Annotated in this window: 20 protein-coding genes; 11 read left to right on the top strand and 9 right to left on the bottom strand. The window is 39.8% G+C overall.

Features of this window, described 5'->3' with window-relative positions:
- Window positions 1-22: 22 nt before the first annotated feature.
- Window positions 23-802, top strand: a complete 780-nt coding sequence (locus BANA01_RS14450; RefSeq protein WP_034672727.1) for a hypothetical protein — start codon at window positions 23-25, stop codon at window positions 800-802.
- Between the two features lie 125 nt (window positions 803-927).
- Here the strand turns inward: BANA01_RS14450 and BANA01_RS29545 are convergent, their stop codons facing one another.
- Entirely contained in the window at window positions 928-1,035 is a 108-nt protein-coding gene (locus tag BANA01_RS29545; RefSeq protein ID WP_157411797.1) for a methionine/alanine import family NSS transporter small subunit, read from the bottom strand.
- 1 nt (window position 1,036) lies between these two features.
- Window positions 1,037-2,542: a sodium-dependent transporter gene (locus tag BANA01_RS14455; protein WP_034672729.1), complete on the bottom strand. Its 1,506-nt coding sequence runs from the start codon at window positions 2,540-2,542 to the stop codon at window positions 1,037-1,039.
- 398 nt (window positions 2,543-2,940) lie between these two features.
- On the opposite strand from BANA01_RS14455, the gene BANA01_RS14460 reads away from it, so the two are divergent.
- Entirely contained in the window at window positions 2,941-4,035 is a 1,095-nt protein-coding gene (locus BANA01_RS14460) for a cytochrome-c peroxidase (RefSeq protein ID WP_052106268.1), read from the top strand.
- Window positions 4,036-4,235: 200 nt separating this feature from the next.
- Here the strand turns inward: BANA01_RS14460 and BANA01_RS14465 are convergent, their stop codons facing one another.
- The 4 genes from BANA01_RS14465 to BANA01_RS14480 form a co-directional block, all read right to left on the bottom strand.
- Window positions 4,236-5,378 (bottom strand): glycosyltransferase family 4 protein, encoded by a 1,143-nt coding sequence (locus tag BANA01_RS14465; RefSeq protein ID WP_034672731.1) that lies wholly within the window; start codon window positions 5,376-5,378, stop codon window positions 4,236-4,238.
- A gap of 29 nt (window positions 5,379-5,407) precedes the next feature.
- A complete protein-coding gene (locus BANA01_RS14470; RefSeq protein ID WP_411835054.1) occupies window positions 5,408-5,932 on the bottom strand; it encodes a phosphatase PAP2 family protein in 525 nt (174 codons plus the stop codon).
- 21 nt (window positions 5,933-5,953) lie between these two features.
- The gene (locus tag BANA01_RS14475; protein WP_034672739.1) at window positions 5,954-7,282 is read right to left on the bottom strand and encodes a UDP-glucose dehydrogenase family protein; all 1,329 of its coding nucleotides are present in this window, start codon (window positions 7,280-7,282) and stop codon (window positions 5,954-5,956) included.
- A 187-nt stretch (window positions 7,283-7,469) separates the two neighbouring features.
- Window positions 7,470-8,006: a ribonuclease H-like YkuK family protein gene (locus BANA01_RS14480; protein WP_034672742.1), complete on the bottom strand. Its 537-nt coding sequence runs from the start codon at window positions 8,004-8,006 to the stop codon at window positions 7,470-7,472.
- 266 nt (window positions 8,007-8,272) lie between these two features.
- On the opposite strand from BANA01_RS14480, the gene BANA01_RS14485 reads away from it, so the two are divergent.
- Complete coding sequence (locus BANA01_RS14485; RefSeq protein WP_034672747.1) at window positions 8,273-9,373, top strand: amidohydrolase; 1,101 nt, start codon at window positions 8,273-8,275, stop codon at window positions 9,371-9,373.
- A gap of 176 nt (window positions 9,374-9,549) precedes the next feature.
- Window positions 9,550-10,971, top strand: coding sequence for a Na+/H+ antiporter NhaC (gene nhaC / locus BANA01_RS14490; protein ID WP_034672750.1), 1,422 nt, complete (start codon window positions 9,550-9,552; stop codon window positions 10,969-10,971).
- A gap of 43 nt (window positions 10,972-11,014) precedes the next feature.
- Here nhaC and BANA01_RS14495 read toward each other — a convergent pair whose 3' ends face one another.
- Window positions 11,015-12,265 (bottom strand): hypothetical protein, encoded by a 1,251-nt coding sequence (locus BANA01_RS14495; RefSeq protein ID WP_034672754.1) that lies wholly within the window; start codon window positions 12,263-12,265, stop codon window positions 11,015-11,017.
- 72 nt (window positions 12,266-12,337) lie between these two features.
- On the opposite strand from BANA01_RS14495, the gene BANA01_RS14500 reads away from it, so the two are divergent.
- Window positions 12,338-13,447, top strand: a complete 1,110-nt coding sequence (locus tag BANA01_RS14500; protein ID WP_034672756.1) for a mandelate racemase/muconate lactonizing enzyme family protein — start codon at window positions 12,338-12,340, stop codon at window positions 13,445-13,447.
- A gap of 14 nt (window positions 13,448-13,461) precedes the next feature.
- Window positions 13,462-14,172: a hypothetical protein gene (locus BANA01_RS14505; RefSeq protein ID WP_034672766.1), complete on the top strand. Its 711-nt coding sequence runs from the start codon at window positions 13,462-13,464 to the stop codon at window positions 14,170-14,172.
- A gap of 56 nt (window positions 14,173-14,228) precedes the next feature.
- Here the strand turns inward: BANA01_RS14505 and BANA01_RS14510 are convergent, their stop codons facing one another.
- A complete protein-coding gene (locus BANA01_RS14510; RefSeq protein ID WP_034672805.1) occupies window positions 14,229-14,714 on the bottom strand; it encodes a DinB family protein in 486 nt (161 codons plus the stop codon).
- 115 nt (window positions 14,715-14,829) lie between these two features.
- Window positions 14,830-16,026 carry an MFS transporter gene (locus tag BANA01_RS14515; RefSeq protein ID WP_034672768.1) on the bottom strand — a complete coding sequence of 399 codons (1,197 nt, stop codon included), beginning with the start codon at window positions 16,024-16,026 and terminating at the stop codon, window positions 14,830-14,832.
- 201 nt (window positions 16,027-16,227) lie between these two features.
- Between BANA01_RS14515 and BANA01_RS14520 the strand changes: the two genes are divergently transcribed.
- From BANA01_RS14520 to BANA01_RS14540, 5 genes are all read left to right on the top strand, one after another.
- Complete coding sequence (locus BANA01_RS14520; RefSeq protein WP_034672770.1) at window positions 16,228-16,635, top strand: hypothetical protein; 408 nt, start codon at window positions 16,228-16,230, stop codon at window positions 16,633-16,635.
- A 4-nt stretch (window positions 16,636-16,639) separates the two neighbouring features.
- Window positions 16,640-17,308: a PspA/IM30 family protein gene (locus tag BANA01_RS14525; protein ID WP_034672773.1), complete on the top strand. Its 669-nt coding sequence runs from the start codon at window positions 16,640-16,642 to the stop codon at window positions 17,306-17,308.
- Between the two features lie 78 nt (window positions 17,309-17,386).
- Window positions 17,387-18,103, top strand: coding sequence for a M50 family metallopeptidase (locus tag BANA01_RS14530; RefSeq protein ID WP_063253609.1), 717 nt, complete (start codon window positions 17,387-17,389; stop codon window positions 18,101-18,103).
- Between the two features lie 20 nt (window positions 18,104-18,123).
- Complete coding sequence (locus BANA01_RS14535) at window positions 18,124-18,795, top strand: response regulator transcription factor (RefSeq protein WP_063253610.1); 672 nt, start codon at window positions 18,124-18,126, stop codon at window positions 18,793-18,795.
- Window positions 18,785-20,185: a sensor histidine kinase gene (locus tag BANA01_RS14540; protein WP_082799535.1), complete on the top strand. Its 1,401-nt coding sequence runs from the start codon at window positions 18,785-18,787 to the stop codon at window positions 20,183-20,185. Before BANA01_RS14535 ends, BANA01_RS14540 begins: the two co-directional genes overlap by 11 nt.
- Window positions 20,186-20,550 lie beyond the last annotated feature (365 nt).

Here is a 20,550-nt window from a genome sequence, read left to right on the forward strand (position 1 = left end):
ATACAAAATGCGGGGAAACAATATGAAAAAAGTTTTGTTGGTTATAGGGATACTAGTTGGCTTAGTAGTTTTATCACCTTTTTTACTGTTAGGAGTTTATGCTTTAGATTTTGTCTATTATGACGCTAATGACGATAAAGTAGAAAAGGCAGTTTTGAAATATTTGGAAGATAAGTATGGGGAGCATTTTAAGATAGACGATGTAGAATACAATAAAGCTTTAGGTGATGATGAGGGAGCCTACTCTCTTTCTGTACATCCAGTGGCAAATCCGGATATTACGTTCGGGATGGATGCTTCTGAGAAGTATCAGGTGATAAGGGATTCTTATAAAGAAAACAATTGGTCGGATCAATTTAGGAAAGAGATGCTTCCGATTATTGAACCAATATATCAAGGAACAGCGGAACTCTATGCCTATAGTTCTTTTCCAGAGGAGATAGAGGAGCGATACCGATTCGAAGACAGCTATCAAAAAATTTATAATGAGAATCCTCTGCAAAGCAACGAACGTATCCATATAGTAAATTTCGACGATCCCTTTGATAAGGAGAAAGAATTACAGCGTATTTATCAGTTATGGGAAAACGTTAAGGATAGAGAATTTAAAGACAATACTATTAAGATCGATTATTATCCAAAAAGACTTAAGAAAAAAATTAAAACCTACCCAGACTTAAACGAATTTGAAAATAAACATTGGCAAGAAATGACCTATACCTGCAGATTCTCCAAGCAGGGAACACAAGAAAAACCGATAACATCTCCTGGTGATATCGAGGGGTATTGCAGACAAATGTAAGATGGGTTCACAGGTGTAGTGATAAAGGATGCGGTGACAGGCACCGCCCGTGGACACTTTCCACCCCAGGTGGACACTATATGAAAAAAGGATTGAGCAAGGTTATTTGCTCAATCCTTTTTTGTTTAGGATGATTTTTTTGATACTCTAATTGCGTTGTAAACGCTGGCTGCTAATCCGCCCCAGAGTATGATCATTCCGACGATCATCATTGTGACTGCACTTGCTGACATGTTAAGCAGCCTCCTTTTTTTGTTCTATATTTTTAGTAGCCTTCCAGCCTTTGAGTGAGAGGAGGATTCCTCCGACGATACTTGCGGCAACTACCAATAGCCCTCCGTACATGATAAGGTCTGTAGGGTAACCCTCATAGTTTTCTTTTAGGTTTTGACGGATGTTGTCAAACATCATATACCCAAGAATAATTGGCGTTACGAAGCTTAAGCAGATTTTCCACCATGCTCCAATGCGTAAGTCAGAAATGGCATTTGCATGTGTTTGCAAGCCGCCAAGCCCTTTGAAGAACCAAGCAATTAAAAGTACCTCTACTAATCCTGCGGTAACAACCCCAAAGTTATTGATGAAATAATCGACAACATCAAGGAAGTATAAGCCGCCTCTTGTAGCAAAAAGCAAGGAAATGACAGTTGCTGTTAATCCGCTTGTTAAAACTGCTTTTGTACGAGAAACATTGAATTTTTCCTGAATACCTGCCACAAATGTTTCCACAATAGATATTAATGATGTCATACCAGCGAACACAAGAGATAAGAAGAACAATACTCCAAAGAATCCATTCATCCCTGGGAATTCGTTAATAATGCTAGGAAAGACAACAAATGCTAAACCAATTCCACTGCTTACTACTTCGTCTACAGCAACACCCTGTTGGTTTGCCATAAAGCCAAGTGCCGCGAAAACACCGATACCTGCAAGTAATTCGAATCCTGAATTAGCAAAAGCTGTAATGAATGCATTGTTATTGATATCAGACTTCTTTGGAAGATAGCTAGAATACGTTAGCATGATTGCAAATCCAATCGATAACGAGAAGAAGATTTGACCGTAAGCAGCTATCCAAACCTTACCGTCAAAAATCATTTCCCAATTCGGCTTAAAGAAGGCGTCCAATCCTTGTGCAGCTCCATCAAGTGTTAAGGCACGTACCACAATGATTAAAAACATAACGACTAGAGTTGGAAGGAAAATTTTATTTAGTTTTTCGATCCCTTTTGATACACCGCGATAAAGGACAAAAAGAGTAACTGCCCAGACAAAAAGGAGTGGAACCACAATACCAGGAACTAATCCCCCGATTGTTCCAGGTTTTTCAGCAAGCTTCAAAACATCTCCGAATAAAAAGCTGCTAGGGTCGCTTCCCCACTGAGTGCCAAAGGAATAAATCGTGTATTTAACAGCCCAAGCGATAATCACTGCATAATACGTACAGATGACGAATGATATTAATAACTGCCACCAGCCAAGCCATTCTGCTTTTTTATTAATGCGAAAGAGTGAAAGTGGTGCCGAGCCTCTATATTTATGTCCAATCGTGAATTCCATAATTAAAATAGGAATACCAGCTGTTAAAATCGCAAAAAGATAGGGGAGGAAAAAGGCACCCCCGCCATTTTCATAGGCAACTGCAGGGAATCTCCAGATGTTTCCTAAACCTACTGCGGAGCCAACGGCTGCCATAATAAAACCGTATCGTGATCCCCATTGCTGACGCTTTTCCATAATATGTTCCTCCTTGATGATTTCTATATTTTCTATTTTTTAATAATATTCGGATAATTAATTTGTTATATTAATATATCTATTATTTTTCGAAATGTCAAATAATTTTTTATAAATAGTTAGTTTTGTTGCTTTACTAGGTTAAGAGAAAATCTCGAATTTGTAAATGGATAATATTAGTATCATATAAACATAGTAACTATTATTCGTTGGTGCCTGTCACCGAGTGGTTTTTGCTCGGTGACAGGCACCGTCCGTGTACACTGTCCACCCCAGGCGGACAGTTGATGGTGCTAGTTGTAACGTTTGCTAATTTCTTCACAATGTGGTGACCATTTTTAATAAAACCAATTTTATAATGGTGATAAGATAATAAAAATCAGGGGAGTACTCAATTTATGAATAAGGTAGTGAAGGGCACAGTTTTGACTCTATTATTGTGTTTAGGTTTGTCTGCTTGTGGAGAGAAGGAAAAGGTGAAGGCCCCAACGAAGTTGCCAATAGAAGAACAGAGTAGTACAGAAGGGGATGAAATAAATTCAGAGGAGCTGCTGACCAGTCTTCGAAATCATACAACACTTGTACCGATTGGTGATATACCAATCCCCGAGGATAATCCGATGAAGCCTGAAGTGTTAGAGCTTGGGCAAATGTTGTTTTTTGATCCGCGTTTATCAGGGAATAATGAGGTAAGCTGCCAGACTTGTCATGACCCAGATTTGGGTTATGGAGATAATCAGCCTACCTTTGATAAGTATACTGGCGGCAGTGGAGCAAGAAACAGCCCAACTGTAATCAATTCAGGTTATTACACTTCAAACTTTTGGGATGGACGTGCTGCTTCCTTAGAGGAGCAAGCACTTGGCCCGATTCAAAATCCAGATGAGATGAATCAGTCGCTTGATGAACTTATAAAAGAACTATCGGCTATCAAAGGATACCAGGACCGTTTTCAGTCTGCATTTCCTGATGGAATCACCGAACAAAATATTGCTAAAGCCCTAGCAGCCTTCCAAAGGCAAATTGTTGTAAAGGATACTCCATACGATAGGTTTCTTGAAGGGGATACAGAGGAATTAACGAAACAAGAAATCAGCGGGTTAAGGTTGTTCACCGGAAAAGCATTTTGTGTAACCTGCCACAATGGCCCCAATCTTTCAGATAACAAGTTTTATAATATCGGCCTCAATACAGAGGATAAAGGCCGCCAAGCGGTAACTGGGCAAGAAGGGGATTTAGGCAGGATTCGTACGCCTGGACTATATGGAATTACCCATACAGCACCATACATGCGGGATGGAAGTCTCGCAACGCTTGAGGATGTAATCGACTACTATGACCGCGGCGGTGATAGCCATCCCAATAAGAGCTTTTTTATCCAAAAATTTATGAGTCCGATTGGTTTAACAGAACAAGAAAAAGCAGATCTACTAGCCTTTCTAAAGACCTTAGGCGGAGAACCGCCAATTTTTACTAAACCAGAACTCCCATAATTTAGAATAGTCCTGAGCCCCTTACATAATCACAAGGGGGCTTAGGACTTTATTATATTGAGGTTACTTTTTTATTTTATTTTATTTTATAGAGGTTAATTTACCTGTATAGATACTTGGTTTTGATGATCTGAAGGAAATAAACATGATAGCAAGTTTTGAGAAACTTTTTTTGCTCGGAACCAAAGGTCCTTTTAGAATCAAGCATATATTTTTGTGGCAGGTTCATTGATAACATTAGAATATTGGTGGATTACGTCTTCAAAGATCTGATCCCATTTTTGTGTAAGGGCATACTTTCTAGCATTTATCCCCATTTGAACACGTAAAGAATCATTGTCTAACAAATGAAGTATTCTTTTGATAAAATCCTCTGCATCCCCGGGTTCACACAAATATCCGTTAACTCTATTCGAAATAATATATTTCACCCCGCCTGAATTCGCCCCAATCACAGGTGTCCCACTAGCAAGGGCTTCAAGAACAACATTTCCAAAGGTTTCAGTTGGTGATGGAAAAACAAATAAATCTGTAGCTGAATAGGCTTCAGATAATTCCACACCTTTTAAATAGCCGGTAAAGGTCATATTAGGAAGTGCAGTCATTTTGAGTTCGTCATGCAGCGGCCCATCGCCTGCAATGAGCCAATGTACTTGTTCGCTTATTTCAGGGGGTAAAGAACCAGCGACCGTCATGAGCGTTTTTAAATCCTTTTCTGGTGCCAATCTGCCAACAAAAGAAAGAATGTACTTCTCAGAAATTGCATATCGATTGCGAATCATTTCTTTTTTGTAATAAGGATGGTAGGCTTGGCAATCCACACCTCTTGGCCAGATTTCTAGGTTACAGAAACCGCGGTTATTTAGTTTTTCAAGTGTATCCATTGAAGGGACAAAAAGCTTTTTAAAAGAATGATGAAACCATTTCATATATTTCCAAAGAGGTTTAGTTAGGAATTGAAGGTCATAAAAATGTAAATAGTCACTGAAATCGGTGTGATAAGAGCCGACAAGGGGAATATTTAATTTCTTTGCAAAATAAACACCTGAAAGACCAACCGTGAAAGGTGTTGCAACATGAATGATATCTGGAGAAAATTGCTCTATTTCCGTCTTAAGCTGAATGATGTTAGGAAAAGCTAATCTACATTCAGGATAAAGGAAAAACGATAGGCTCTTTAATCGGTGAATATGGTCTGAAACATATCCATTTGAAACGGAAATAGGCGCAAAAACTTTGTAGGATATATCTTGAGTTTCAAGATAGTTTGTAAATTTTTTAAGCGTATTAGCAACCCCGTTTACTTCCGGATAAAAGGTATCTGTGAAAATAGCAATTCTCATATAAACCCTCCTAAGTTTCAAATCTATTTCTAGACGATGAAATAATAGCAGAGACTGCCGAAGAACGCTCCAAGAAACCCTCCTGCAATAACGTCGGAAGGATAATGAAGCCCTAAATAGATTCTCGAAACTCCTACAGATAGCCCTAAAGGGAGGAGAATAGCAATTAATGAAGGTAATTGAACCAAAAAGGGAACGATAACCGAGAAAACGGCTGTTGTATGACCTGATGGAAAAGAATGATCTTTCAAAGGATTAGGCAGGATTTTTGTTGTTTCAATTTGTAGATAGGGCCTTTTTCGCGGGAAAAACTTTTTTACTAATTGTACAGGTATATGACTTAGAGCTAAGGCAGCAGCACTTGAGATGGCTGTAAGCCTAGTTTGATTCGTTGCAAAGATGATGAGTAATAACGTTGTTACACTAATAAAGAGAACACCGCCAATGTGAGTAATCGTACGGAAATAGAGGTTCATAATCCTTTTATCAAAATGGCTATTAATTTGTTGAAAGACTTTGCATTCGAATTGATATAAGGTTTGAATTTTTCTCATCATGTTAGTGTCTCCCTTTCATTAATGTTGTGGGGTATGCGCCACATTTGCAATAGTCGGTCTTCCAATGGATACATAGGTAATCGGATATCGTTGAATATCCTTAAGAGAATAGCAATTTCGTCCATCAAAAATAATCGGTTCTTTCATATAGGCAGTATAGGTATCCAATGGAAGATGCTTGATTTGGTCCCACTCTGTAGCAATGACAGCAAAGTCAGCTCCTTTAACCGCTTCACGAATCGTTGTTGAATACTCAATTGAATTTCCTAGTAGCTTATGTGCATTAGGAATCGCAATCGGGTCGTAAGCAGAGACAAATGAACCTTCCCCAAGTAATTCTTTAATAATGGTTAGGGAGACAGCTTCTCGGATATCATCTGTTTCAGGTTTAAAAGCGAGCCCCAATACTGCGGCTTTTTTTCCTTTTAATGATCCGAACCTTTCTTTTGCCTTTCTCACTAGAAGGGAATGCTGCTGCTGATTTACCTTAATAACGGATTCAAGCAATTCGAACGGATGTAGAACATTGCCAGCCAGTTGAACGAGTGCTTTCGTGTCCTTAGGAAAGCAGGAACCTCCATAACCAATTCCGGGCTGTAGATAGTTAAGTCCAATCCGTTTATCCATACCCATTCCAAATGAAACCTCGTCAATATTTGCGCCAACTTTTTCACAAAGATTGGCTATTTCATTGATAAAGCTAATCTTCGTGGCAAGAAAGGCATTGGAGGCATATTTAATCATCTCAGCACTTCTGGTATCAGTGACAACTATCGGTATTTGAAATGGAAGATAGAGCTGCTCCATAATGGAGGCTGCTTTAGGGTTGTCAGCGCCAATTATAATTCGATCCCCCAAATAGAAGTCCCTGATGGCTGAACCTTCGCGAAGAAATTCAGGATTTGATACAACATCCACGTTAAGGTGGCGGGGTTTACGATGCTGTAATATTTGCTTAATGATATCGTTTGTTCCAACTGGGACGGTGCTTTTCGTACAGACAATGACGTCATTCTCGATATTTTCAGCAATGTGGTAAGAAGCAATATAAATATAGGATAAATCAACAGACCCATCTTTTTTTTCAGGAGTTCCAACTGCAATGAAAATGATTTCTGCACCACGATATGCTTGTTTTGGATTCGTCGAAAAGCGGAGTTGTCCGCTTGCGAGGTTCTTTTCTAATAAAGGTTCCAGCCCAGGCTCAAAGAATGGTGTGTGTCCTTTTTCGAGCATTTCGATTTTCTCTTTTTGAGTATCTAAACAGGTTACTTGATGTCCTGCTTCTGCGAAACAAACGGCTGTAACTAGCCCGACGTTTCCTGCCCCTGCGACTGTAATCTTCATTTTATCCCTCCAAAGAATGGCGTTTATTTAATCTTATCTGAAAATTTAGAGTTTTTTCTTAACCTAGTGTTAAAAGAGTGTAAAGACTTTGTATAGTTGGCAGGGAACTAGCGCTTTGCAGAGCCAAAATAAAGTAAAGACCTGAGCCCTGGTGCGTTTTTTAGTGAACGCAACATGGCTCAGGTCCCTATTTTGTGTAACGGTTGGCATAGCTTGAGGCAACAAAAGCATTTGGCTTTATCTTTGGCTCCACTCCCATAGATTCCATTCTTGCTACCATTTCTTTCACAAATTCTCTCGTTTTATTGCGTTTTCCTGCTCCGATATCAATATGGCCTTCCATGGTGAACGTTGCCCCTTGATAGACAAAGGGAAGGACAATATTGATTAACCGATTCTTTCTTTCCTCCGTAAATAAAGCAACAATATCCTCTGTTAATGAAAGCTCAAAGGAAATCCGCTCATGCAAATGTGTCATTTTTCTTGGGATTACAATCTTCCTGATACAAGCCCATGCGCCTTTACCCTCATTTTGGATGACAATACCGGTAATAAAAATGGTATGCCTTTTATGAACCTGTGAATCCGTTCCAACCATTAATCGAAAATTACCGCTGGGTGCTAAATTCATGAATTTGACAATGTGTTCAAAAACCTGTTCAAACGACATACTCTTTTCACGCAGATTCTGAAACGAATAATCAAAAACCTGATAATTTTTCATTTAAAACACCACATCTTTCCTTTCGTTAATATAATTACTCTTAGTCTTCTTAATATTATTTTATGGAATAAAAATTATTCTTGTGCAGACATAATGGGACATGCTGCAAACAAAGTTGTCCCATAAAAATCCACACTGTCCACCTGGGGTGGACAGTGTCTTTCTGTGGTGCCTGTCACCATGATTACCAGTTTTAAAAAATATTGTAGGAACAAGTTCATTTGATGTACTATGACTTTATTAGTTTTTTTGAATAGGAGTGTGTAATGGTGGCAAAAAGTTTTGAAGAACAAATTTTGGCTTGGTTTGAACATTTCCATGCCCACCCTGAGGTTAGCTGGAAAGAGGTTAAGACAACTCAAGCGATTGCTGATATTTTAGATAATCTTGGCGTAGAATATCGTCGTTTTTCTGATGTAACCGGACTTATAGCAGAAATCGGCGAGGGAGAAGAAGTGATAGCGGTTCGTGCAGAAATTGACGCTCTATGGCAGGAGGTGGACGGAGTTTGGCAGGGGAATCACTCCTGTGGACACGACGCCATAATCTCTATGGCGCTTGGAGCCCTCCTTTACTTGAAGGATCAGCCTCTCAATAAAAAGCTGCGTTTTATTTTTCAGCCGGCTGAAGAAAAAGGGAATGGCTCGATTGCAATGATTGAAAAAGGGGCAATCGAAAACGTTAGCCACTTATTCGGTATTCACCTTCGACCAATTGAAGAGCTTCCAATGGGACAAGTCTCGGCATCCATCCATCATGGAGCCGCTATCTTTCTAGAAGGAAAGGTACTTGGCGAAGACGCGCACGGTGCAAGGCCGCACCAAGGCAAAAATGCGCTAGATGTGATTGTTGGACTGCACCAGTTCATTAAGTCTATTTATCAATCACCTTTTGAAGCCTATTCTGCAAAACTTACAAAAGTGATTGCTGGCGGCGAGAGCTTAAACATAATCCCGGGTTCTGCAGAATTTGCCATTGATGTCCGGGCACAAAAAAATGAAGTTCTAGAAGAACTTAAGAACCGAATTGACCACGGAATTAACAACTTAAAGAACCTATATGGGGTCGATATCGAATGGAAATGGAGTGATTTTACTCCGGGTGCTGAGGTTTCTGCTGAAGCAGAGGCGATTGCTGAAGAAGCGATTCTAAACATTGCTGGTCGAGAGGCGCTTGCACCACCTGTTATCACGTCTGGTAGTGATGATTTCCATTTTTATACCATTAAGAATCCAAAGTTAAAAGCAGCCATGATTGGGGTTGGGGCAGACCTTCAACCAGGGTTACATCATCCTATAATGGCATTTAATCAATCTGCCCTTGACGTTGGGGCACGAATCCTTGCTGAAACACTACAGAGAGCATAGAAAAAAATGCGATGCAAATCATGCATCGCATTTTTTTCTGAATTGTGGGAAATTTGCGTTGACGTGAAATTATCAAGTGTATAGAATATAGTTACCGACTATTTAGCGACAATTAATAATTTTCTAAAAAGTAAGCGCTAACAGTGTTTGCGAAATAATTTGGATGGGGGAACAATATGAAAAAAGAGATGACTTTTAAGATGGCAATAATACCACTTCTAGTCATGATCGGGGTAATGGGGATTACGATCATTGTTTTCGAACAAGGTCCGCATATTCCACTGATTTTTGGAACATCGATAGCAGCGATCGTTGCTTGGCGCTCTGGCTACAAATGGTCAGAAATTGAAGAAATGATGTATAAAGGAATTCGCTTGGCTTTACCCGCTATTGTTATCATCATTCTCGTTGGATTAACGATCGGTGCCTGGATTGGCGGCGGTATTGTTGCAACCATGATTTATTTTGGATTGAAGATTATTACCCCATCTCTCTTCCTTGTGTCGATTACAGTTATTTGTATGATTGTGTCACTGGCAATTGGAAGCTCATGGTCCACAATGGGAACCGTTGGCGTAGCTGGTATGGGTATTGGCTTAAGTATGGGAATACCGGCACCAATGATTGCGGGTGCTATTATTTCAGGCTCATATTTTGGTGATAAAATGTCACCACTATCGGACACTACAAATCTAGCATCTGGGTTAACAGGAACTGATTTGTTTGTACATATCCGCCATATGCTTTATACCACCATCCCAGGTATCATAATCACCCTGGCAGTCTATGGTTTTATGGGCAGGAAGTTTGGAGATAAAGGAATGGATACTGCTAGTATCGATAAAACCTTAGGGGTTCTCCAGGATAGCTTTGTCATCTCGCCTTTTTTATTAATTGTTCCATTATTGGTTATTGTTTTGGTAGCAAAAAAAGTACCAGCAATACCAGCATTAATTATTGGTATTACGCTTGGATTCCTCTCGCAAGTTTTGATTCAGGGCGGGACGATGTCTTCAGCAGTTGCTGCGCTGCAAAGCGGGTTTGTGATTGATACTGGCAATGAAATGGTGGACAATCTGTTTAACCGCGGTGGTCTTGACTCCATGATGTATACCGTATCGATGACCATTGTGGCAATGACATTTGGAGGGATTTTAGAAAATTCCGGAATGCTTCAAGCAATTGTTAATCAAATACTTAAATTTGCTAAATCAGCAAGGGGTGTTGTGGCTTCAACGGTGGTTTCATGTTTCGCCACCAACGCAACTTGTTCAGAGCAATATATTTCAATCGTTATTCCATCACGGATGTATGCGAAGGCATATCGTGATAAAGGCCTTCATTCAAAAAATTTATCGAGGGCACTTGAAGATGGAGGTACACTTACTTCCGTATTTATTCCTTGGAATACCTGCGGTGTATTTATCTTTGGTACTCTTGGAGTACATGCAATCGATTATGGTCCGTATGCAATATTGAACTTCATCGTGCCGATCATTTCAGTCTTTTATGCGCTAACAGGGATTACCATTGCCAAATTGACACCAGAAGAAATGCTGCTTTTGAAAAAAGAAGAGGAAGCAACGATTTCAGTTTAAAAAAATAAGGAAAGTTCACCACTACGGGAACTTTCCTTTTACTTTATTGGGGAAGTGATAGGTGAAGTTCATATATTGCTCTTGGACGTCCTTGTTGATATACCATCTCTTCACCGACAACCTTTATGTAACCGTGATCTACAAGTTTTTTAATAATCCGTTCTGTGGAGCGGCGGGTAACCTGGAGATAGTCTGTGAGATCTGCAGACGTAAATTGAAGTGACTGCCTTGATCTGCTGAACTCAATGATCTTAGAAAGATTAGAAGGGCTTAGTTTTGTTTCCTTTGCCACTTGTAAAAGTTCAGGATGGTCATTCTTTAAACTGTACTGTTTATGCTCGTATGGGAAGGGGCCAATCATTTCCTTGTCTCCTGTTAAAATATAACCGCATTTTGAGGACAAGTCTTTCTCGGCAAACTGCAGTGCAATCTTAGCGTGTTGGTCTGCCTCTTTCATCGTTGATCCATAGCCAAAGCCAACTAAAATAGTTCCAGACCATTTTTCCAAAAAGTCATTCAGGCGAAGCTTATCCATTTCGCCCCTGGTACTATAAAGAACAAATAGGGTTTGGTTTATTGGCTGAATATATGCGTTCAGCGAATGAGCGAGGTAATTAATTTGTTCTTGCTGCGGTTCTTGAAGTGAAAGGTAACCAACAGCCACTTGAGCGGCTTTACTTTTAAAAAGCTCTGCTTGATCTTTTGCTGTTTGCAAACCACGGAGCAAAGATATTTGCGGATCGGCCATCCTAATGGCAGGAACACCAAGAGCTTGAAGCTGGTGATAAACCGCATGGACACTGGTTAAAGCAGTTTCAGTTACACCTTGTTCCCAGAGAGTAAAGTGAAATTGGACAATACTTTCTAAATTGAAACAGTCTTCAAGCATTTGTTTTTTTAAATCCATTATTTTTAAGTGTTCAATCCTGATTTCACTTTCCGAAAGAACATGTTTGATGTTTGAAACGTCAAACAAATCAATAGAAATCCGCTCAAATGGTATTTTGCTTTTATACGTGATAGCAAGTAAAGAGGCTGCAACCGCTATTTCGTCTTGGGTGAGAATTAGAGTTGGAATTGTCAGGTTCTCAAGGTGCTTTTTTGAAAAATAGTAAGGCAGGGCTCCTGAGAAAAAGACCACATCACAGGGCTTTAATTTTCTAACAAGTTCACAAGCTTCCTGTGGCTGCTGATAAATATAAGGTTCAATTGTAATATCCGGAACTTGTGCAGCAACGGTAAGGATATTTTTAAAAAATTCCTTCGAGCTTATGACAGCTATCTTTGTGGTCAAGTTAAACACATCCCTAAAACGCCTATTTAACGACAAATATAACATATTATTGTTTGGAGAGGAACGATTATTATGAAGATTATGTCAATTCAACTTTTTGCTATCCACTTGCCCTTAAAAGAACCATTTATCATCAGCTACCACACCTATAACCATATGCCGTCTATTATTGTGAAAGTAACAACAGACGAGGGCATTGTCGGTTATGGTGAAGGGGTGCCAGACGAACATGTAACAGGAGAAACGTGGGAAGGTACATTCGAAATTATTAAGAATACCTTAGGACCTGTTGTGATCGGGCAAAATCCGATGGAAATTGAACGAATTCACGAAGTGATGAACAAAGCAATATATGGTGCACCGACAGCAAAGGCAGCGATCGATATTGCTTGTTTTGATATAATGGGAAAAAAAATGCAGCAGCCGGTTTACCAGCTTATAGGCGGGCGTTATCATAAAGAATTTCCAATTACCCATGTGCTTAGTATCGCAGAGCCTGAGGAAATGGCTGCAGAAGCAGCTGGTATGAGTGAGGTGGGCTATCGTTCTTTTAAAATGAAAGTCGGGACGAAGGTAAGCAAAGATGTTGAACGGATTAAAGCTGTTCGGACTCAAGTGGGTGAGGACATTGCCATCCGTGTCGATGTGAATCAAGGCTGGGTTAATAGCGGCACAACAATAACTGCAGTAGAACAGCTGCGTAATCTTGGTCTTGATTGGCTGGAACAGCCTGTTGCTGCAGACGACATCGATGGAATGGTTGAGGTAAAGTCGAAGACCACAATCCCTCTCATGATTGATGAGGGTTTAAAGGGTACACGTGAAATGCGGGAAATTATACAAAAGCGTGCTGCAGATAAAGTAAACATAAAACTTATGAAATGCGGAGGAATCTATCCCGCTGTGAAACTTGCACACCAAGCAGAGTTAGCTGGAATTGAATGTCAGATTGGTTCCATGGTCGAATCCTCAATCGGTTCAGCGGCAGGTTATCATGTTGCTTTTTCAAAGAAGGTCATTACAAGTGTCGAGTTGACGGGACCTTTGAAATTTTCTAAGGATGTTGGAGATTTAGCATTTGAAGTGCCATATATCCGGTTGACAGAAAAGCCTGGATTGGGCATAGAAGTTAACGAAGAAACACTGAGAGAGTTAACTGTGTTTCAAGGCAGTATTCAATAAAGGAGGGGTGGCTCTTGAATTGGCTGTATGAAGGAGTACTTAGAAATGGGAATATGCCTTTTAAGGTTCGAAAGTTAGTTGCTGAAGACTTAATCGAGATTTTGGAGGTGCAGAAGCAAGTTGTTCAAGCGATGGAAAGTCCAGGAATACTTCAGCCTCTGACGGAGGATGAGTATCAGTATATCTTAGAGGGGAAGGGGTTGATGATTGGTGCTTTTGCAGGGAATAAGCTGATCGCCTTTCGAGCACTGCTTATTCCGCCAATTGATGAGGACCATTTAGGAAGGGATATTGGACTGCCCGATCATGAACTGCCGAAGGTCCTCTATCAGGAGATCTCGAACGTACTTCCTAACTTCCGCGGAAACCATCTGCAAAAGACTTTAGCAACAGTAATTATGGATGAGTTAGGAAGCGAAGTTCAACCATTCCGCTATATTTGCTGCACGGTTGCGCCGTTTAATATTCCTAGTCTAAAAGATAAGTTTGCACAAGGAATGCAAATCGCCGCCCTCAAAGAGAAGTACGGCGGCAACCTGCGTTATATCTTTGTCAAAGACCTAACAGGAACCGAGGAACAGATAATACCTTATCGGGAAAATATCACAATTACTATGGGTGACATTGAAACCCAACAACAATTGCTCGCACAAGGCTGGCGGGGAATACAAATGGAAAAAGCAGAAGGAACCCGTTGGGTAGTATCTTATTCTCGTATCTTGTAAACAGCAATAAAACTGCTAGGTGGCTGTTACCATTTATGTGGTGACAGCCACCTTTTTTATAACAAAGACTTAATTTCTTTAATTTGCTGGATATGCCGCTCTTCATGAAGATAAATTAAATCAACCCATTGGTCTAAAGGCGTGTAACCAAAGAGCGGGTGCTTAGTGGATTTTTCTTTTAGGATGGACTTGTCTTCAAGTTGATTATAAAACTCCAAAAATAGATTTCTTGATTGGTTCAACAGCTCTGTGATCTTCTCTAACTCCAACGATTCATCGCCAGGGACTACCATATCAGGTGCCTTTGCCTTCTGAGTCCGGTCAACTGCCAGCTGAACAGGCTTCGGCTCTGCCTTTTTTCCATTGCTTTTAGTAAGACCATAAATAATGGCTTGTGTGAAGACATTTTCGGTTAAATACAAATGATGACACACCTGAGCCACACTCCATGTAGACTCATCAGGTTTTTGATTCAGCTGTTCATAGCTTAAACCAGAAATCTCATTTAACAACTTATTCCTTGTTGCCGTTAGATTTTCCATAACCTCTGCACTAATAATAACCACGCTCCCTAAATGGACATTCAATACTGTTTATATTCACGAGTATAAAAAATATTCCTTGCAATGCTGCAAGGAAAAATGGATGATGCCTGCGTCAATTCTCCAGTTTAGCAGTACCAAACTGTTTGTTTTTTAAATAAAAGATAATGGTAATGATGACGGTCAACCCGCCATAAATCAAACACATTAACTGCAGGCCAATAAAGTCTAAGAGGAATCCAGTCAAAAGCAGAACAACTTGGAATCCAATCCGATCGAGCATGTTGCGGAACGAGAAAAATCTTCCGTGAAAATCCTTTGGCACTTTTGTTTGGAAAATCGTCGATGCCGTTGGGAAAAAGCAGCCGACTGAAAAACCGAAAACGATGAATGCTGCAATAGTTAAAACAAAAACATCTGCAAAATAAAGCATAATCTGGGAGACCCCGACCAGGAGCGAGCTGCCAAATAAAATTTTGTAAGGCGAGAATTTGTCGTTGATTTTTTTTATGAAAAAGGCACCAATCATAAAGGAAACCCCTTCTGCGGCATAAATATATCCTTTTATCGCAGAGCTGTCTTGCAGCTCACTAATATTAATGACTAAAAGGTTGAAACCGCCAAGAAACAATAGTGGTACAAGAGTCATCAATAAGGTCATTAAAACAATTGGCAGCCCCTTTATAACTGGTAAAACATCTTTAAAGCTGGATTTCCCATTGGTACTTTTTCTTGATGAAGGTGTTTCATTATTCTCTTCAAAGTTTAGGAACCAGGTTAGAATCAGCAATCCAAGATAGGCAACGAGAGAACCAATATAAAGCATGGATAAGGGAAGGAGTACCAATAAAATCCCTCCGACGGCCGTCCCTATGATCCGCGAAAGGGTAGACACATTCATATGAACTCCATTTAATTGGAGTAAATCTTGATCTTTAACAATAAGCGGGATCGCTGCTTGCAGTGCTGGAAAGTAGAAGGCAGCGGAAATTTGAATAGAAACGAAAAATACGAGCATCCACCAAACCGAACCAGTAGCAATAGCAATCAGCATGAAGATGACACTCACTGTTCGTAGTAATCCAGACCAAAGCATAACAGTTTTCTTGCTTTTTTGGTCAGTAATTCTTCCTGCGTAAGGGCCAACAGCAATTCCTGCGACAAGGCCGGTGGCCATAAGCAGTGATTTTAAGAAATCAGAAGGTATCTTTTCCTGCATGAACTCTAAGTTTCCAATGATCCCAAGCCATAAACCGAGTCCAGCAATGAATTCCCCTGTTAAAATAATCCAGACATTTCTATTTTTCCACATGTATAAGCCTCTCTTAGTCTGTTAATTTGATTTATCCAAACACTATCATAATCCAATAGTGAATAGAATAAAATAACTTCTTTTACATATGGTAATGAACAATTTTTTTATAAATTTTTTTGTACTTCCCTCCTTTCACCAAGTTTTCACCATTGTCCTTTAAACTTCGAACTATCAAGAACGAAAGGAGGAAAGATAGCGATGAATTCAAAAGTTAAACTAGCCATTATCTGGGGCGTGATGATTACTGTTGCACTGGTTGTAATTAATTTCTTCCTGCACCTATTAGGAGGGCGCCAAACCAATGTAATGTTCCAAAATGGGTTTCGACCTGAGGGGAGGGGGCACCATGGCGGAAGGGGACCTCACCCGTTTATGGGTGGTCCGCACCATGGAGGAGAATTTTCTTGGCTTGGCCTTTTATTCTTTCTGATTATGGGACTAGCACTTTTAGTTCTAATTGTGAAATGGGTTAGAAGAAAAGCAAAAAATGCTGCGATGCAACAGTTCGTCGATACACCTGTAGTAGGTTCACATATTCCGGTTATGAATCAAAATGCAAGCATATTAGACCAATGGGAAAAAAATATAACAAAAAAAGGAGAATGACAAAATGGGTATTTTTAAAAGGGTAAAAACAATTACGAGGGCGGAGATTAATGGATTATTAGATGGGATGGAAGATCCAATTGCCATGTTGAGTGAATATTCAAGAGAATTGGAGCAAGAAATAATTAAGGGACAAAAGGCATTATCACAGCAATACCTAGTTGAGAAAAAACAAGCGGCTTTACTACTGGAAACAGAAGAATTAATAGCAAAAAGAACACGTCAGGCTAAACTTGCCATTGAACAAAAAGAGGATACCATTGCAAAATTAGCTGTTCAGGAAAAACTGCTTCATGAAAAACAATATAATCTGTATCAGCAGCAATTTAAGGCAATTAAGGAGCAAACACAAATTTTAGTAGAAAAATTAAATCAGTTAAAGGAAACATATAATGAATTGCACCATAAGAAAATTCTATTAGCCTCCCGGGCGAATGTGGCTCAGTCTATCAAACAAATTCAAAAAGCGACGGTTTCCTTTCAAACAGATAACATTGCAAGAGGAGTTTCACGTGCGGAAGAGCGGATTATGTTGATGGAGGCTCAGGTACAAGCAGGCAGTCAGTTTTCCAATCCTTTAGCACAGCATGAAGCGGTATTCCAAAACTATGTAAGAGAAGAGGAACTCGAAAAGGAACTTGAAAAACTAAAGGGTGAAAAAGTGACGTTGTAAGAATAAAGAGAGATAGGAAGCACTTTTTGCAGAATGAGTGCTTCTTTTTTCTTTATACAAATGGAAAGGAGATTTCATGTGAGTACGACCAGCCTTATTATGATTTATTTGACCGCTGCGCTGGCTATTAGCAGGCTGCCTATGTTAAGAGTTTATTTTTCCTTATGTAATACACTTATGGAGAAGATTTTTCATGTTCTAGCGGTTGTGGTTACGAAAGAGGGAAAATCAAATAAGATTAAATTGTTCAAAACCGGCACAGGCGAGACAACAAACATGATCGATTCGAAAATCCAAAAAGCAATGATTGTTTATGTTGGATATACGGGTACATTGTTACTAGCAATAGGATTATTTTATTTACTATCTATAAATCAGTTTCATTTCGTTCTTTATTTCTTTATCGGCCTAATGGTAGTCTCTATTTTACTCTGGATTCGTAACTTCTTTGGGGTTATGTGGGCGTTATCATTTGCCGCGCTATTAGTCTTACCGCTGTATTTAAAAAATGAACTGGCGATTATGCATATTAGTATCTTTATATCCTCACTTATTCTTATTCAAGCGATCATCAATGCCTTCCAAGTAATTAGCCAAAGTTTTCAGACTGGTAGAAAACCAGGAACTTTAGAAAGAATAGCTAGGGTGCCGGCAATTATTTGTGGAGTCGCCTTACTTGGCCAATCGCTCTATGCGGCGTATTTTATTTTTAGTAAAGTTCTAAATCTCAAGGCAGCTATGATAAGATTTGAGTTGTTAGAGATTGTCCAGAATATGGAGAAGTTTATTACCTGATTTAAAGGAGTTCTCAGAGCATGAATATTTTACTAGCAGAAGATGATTCGCAGCTAGGTGAATTAATTGTATATATGCTAACGAAAAGTGGATACAAGGTAGAGTGGGTGATGGAAGGGGAAGATGCGTTTTATTACGCTTCCAATGCACACTATGATGTCTTAATCTTGGATTGGATGATGCCAAACGGCGATGGAGTGGATGTCTGCCGCCGTTTACGGAAACAAGGATACCCGGGAGCCATCCTTATGCTGACTGCAAAGGATACAGTGGAAGACCGGATTGAGGGATTGGATTCCGGGGCAGATGATTACCTCGTGAAGCCTTTTGAAATTGGTGAACTGCTGGCAAGGCTGCGTGCTCTTTCACGGCGTAATTATGCACCTATTTTAGAAGAGGAAATCAAGTTACAAGACTTAGTTCTGAATCGAAACGGTCATTTTGTACGATTCGGAAACGAAGAAATTCAATTAAGTCCCCGGGAGTATCAGCTATTAGATTTATTGGTCCAAAATAAGGGACAAGTCATCCCGCGGGAAGTCATGCTGGAGCGAATTTGGGGGCTCGATTCTGATGTTGCACTTAAAACGATTGATGCCACTGTAAAACTTATCCGGAAAAAGTTAGATAAGGCGGGAAAGCCAGAGTTGATCCAAAGTGTAAGAGGGGTAGGGTATAAGCTTGAAAACTAATTTACTCTCTATCTACCGCTCATTAACCAATTTTGGTGAAAAGGATGTCTTTAAAAGTACTCAAGGCAGGCTGACTCGTATATATAGCGGGTTACTGATTTTATTTCTTGTTCTTTTTATTATGATTGTTTATTCCGTGCTTTATTTTAGTATTCTTAGGAATCAGGAGACTGAACTGGAAACATTAGTGAGACAAGAAGCAGGTTTTTTAGAGGATTATTTAACAACCAATGAAAAAAGTGATTTCCGCGGGATTCAAAATCAAGAGATAGTGTTTGCTGGAGTCAATCAGCTCTTTTATTATGTTGTGAATTCAAATGGAGAATTGATTATGGGAAACGAAGCAGATCCGCGTATACGAACTGCTGTGTTAGGAATTTTGAATCAAAGAGGCCAGAATGATGGAGAGATACTAAAGGATACACTTCATTTAGAAGGCAGCAAGAAAGGCAGAGGAAAACCGGGAGAATTTTTTCAGCGTGAGCGAGAGAGAGATGTCCGCCTTATCATTGCCAGTCAGTCTATATACGATAAAGGTCGGTTGGTGGGTAAATTATTTATAGGAAAGGATATTTCCTTTGCCTATCAGCTTTTCCATTGGTTATTGATCATCCTTTTAATCCTTGGATTGGTGTTTGTAGGGGTGGCGATATTCATTAGTAATGCCATGTCAAAAAAAGCAATGATACCGATTAGCAGAGCTTTTACAAGACAGCGGGAGTTTGTTGCAGATGCGTCGCACGAGCTGCGGACACCTTTAAGCGTTCTGTTATCGTCACTTGACGCGATTGATATGACGATTGATACAAAGAAAGAGGAATTTACAGGCAGGCTGCTTTCAAATATGAGGCAGGAAGTGAAACGGATGACAAGTTTGGTTAGTGACTTGTTAACGCTGGCACGTTCAGATTCAACTATTATCGAGCGAACAACAGAGACGTTTGACTTTCTTCCTCATGCCAAGAAAGCGATTGAATCTGTCCAGTCACTAGCAGACTCAAAACAAATTAAATTGCACTTAGAAGCACCAGATTCACTGGTGACAACTGGCGACCCGCAAAGATTATCTCAACTATTGTATATCTTATTGGACAATGCCATTAAATACACGCCAAACATGGGCGAAGTTTGGCTCTTGCTTTCAAGGGAAGGGCAGCAAATGAGTATTCGTGTAAAGGATACTGGAATCGGAATTAGGAAAGAGGATTCCCATCGCATCTTTGAACGGTTCTATCGAGCAGACAAATCCCGCTCACGGCAAATGGGAGGTCATGGACTAGGCCTCTCCATCGCCAAATGGATCGTAGAAACACATAAAGGAACAATCCACATATCAAGCGAAATAGGGAAAGGGACCGAATTTACAATTCGACTCCCCCTCACACAATAGCGTACAACCGATAATAGTGTCCATAATGGTGCCTGTCACCGCTCGTGGACACTGTCCACCTGAAGCGGACAGTATGGAATAAAAAAGCCTGATCTTTTAAGAAGCAAAAAGTCTATTTTTATAATACATGCCGAAATGCCACTTGTATTGGCTGTCTTGTTCTTAAGCAAGTAACCAGCAAAAGTAGAATAAGCGGACTTTTTCCGGTTAAATGCAAAAGGGAGCTCGTTTTGGGGAGAATAAGGGGAGGTTTTCCGCTTATGCAAGGAAAATACCCTATTTTTGAATTTTTCGGGTCATTAGGCGGAATTTCTCCGTCTATTTGAGCTTGTTTTGATAATGATTTTTAAATAAGCGGAATTTCT

This window comes from Neobacillus niacini NBRC 15566, from assembly GCF_001591505.1.
Lineage (GTDB): Bacteria > Bacillota > Bacilli > Bacillales > Cytobacillaceae > Neobacillus > Neobacillus niacini.